1 protein-coding gene is annotated in these 1,233 nt (G+C 49.7%); it reads right to left on the bottom strand.

Annotated elements, in window-relative coordinates; all coding sequences use genetic code 11:
• Nucleotides 1-1,180 (bottom strand): IS3 family transposase gene (locus D4100_RS25460; protein ID WP_119805468.1). Its coding sequence is split into 2 segments (ribosomal slippage), with 1,181 coding nucleotides annotated over them: nucleotides 1-829 and nucleotides 829-1,180; the frame shifts between segments, so codons are not numbered across the junction. This gene is flagged as partial in the annotation.
• Nucleotides 1,181-1,233 lie beyond the last annotated feature (53 nt).

Raw genomic sequence — 1,233 nt, 5'->3', positions numbered from 1 at the left:
GACTGGTGAGGCCGCTCTCTGTTGTAAATTTCTATCGATTCCCTCACCATCTTTCTTGCCTGCTCCAGATCTGCCGGGCGTGATAGCAAAAACTCCGTCTTCAGTATCCCGTTCACCCTTTCCGCCAATGCATTCTGATAGCAGTCATAGCCATCTGTCATTGAGCATATTAGCCCGTGTCTTTCATGGATTGACTGATAACTTGCTGAACAATATTGTATTCCTCGGTCCGAGTGATGGATCAGCGGCTGAGTCGTTTTTCTCTGCTTTAAAGCCTGTTTCAGAGCCTGCACGACATTGTCAGTACGCAGATCGCTGTGCACATGATGACCCATAATTTTCCTTGAACAGGCATCCGTTATCAGGCTCAGATAGACCATGCCATTCCGGGTTGGAAGATAGGTAATATCCGCTACCCATACCTGTTCTGGTCGCCTTACCACCACCTGTTCCGGCCCCGTTTTTAATAAATTGGGGTGTCGCCGAAAACGGTGATGGCTGTCCGTTGTTTTATGGTACGCCCGTCTGACTGGCACCAACAGCCTGCGTTCCTTCAGCAGGGAGAACAACCGGTCACGTCCGACATGCAATGCATCATCTGATTGTTTATTAAGAAGATAATGTAGCTTACGGGTCCCGATGCGCGCCTGACGTACTCTTATCGTTTTAACAAAATCGACGATCCGGACATCACGCGCCCGCTGCTTACTAAGCCGTGTATTGTGCTGATACCAGGCCTGTCGGCTGTGTCCCAGGAACTGGCAGACCCGGGTAATGGTTATTTTTTGGGTCTGTTTTTGCGTGAGGACTTGCCTGGCCGCTTTTTTATGACACTGATCCCATAGTCATTTTTCAGCACGTTAACGACAGCATCAAGGAACTCCGCTTTCTGGGTGACCAGCTCAAGCTGTTCTTCAAGTTCCCTGATCCTTTGCTCAGGAGTTAAAGGGGCAGGCGGTTGGCTCATGGGCAACTCCCGGCTGGAGAGAGAGGGAAGACCTGGGGCCCAGTTAAGGTGGCCATGCTTGCGCAACCAGGTCAGAACGGTCGAACGTCCCTGAATACCATAGCGCAGTTGAGCCTGTTTGTAGGTCATTTCGCCTTTTTCAACCTGCTCAACAACAGCAATTTTAAAAGACAAAGGATAGTCACGTTGTGTGCGTTTAAACTCAGCCATTATCACGTTCTCCGGATTTAAGTCGAAAACGTGTCAACGCTATTCAGGACGGGTCA

Source organism: Serratia inhibens (assembly GCF_003591175.1).
GTDB lineage: Bacteria > Pseudomonadota > Gammaproteobacteria > Enterobacterales > Enterobacteriaceae > Serratia > Serratia inhibens.
This window is presented reverse-complemented; position numbering and strand designations above follow the sequence as displayed.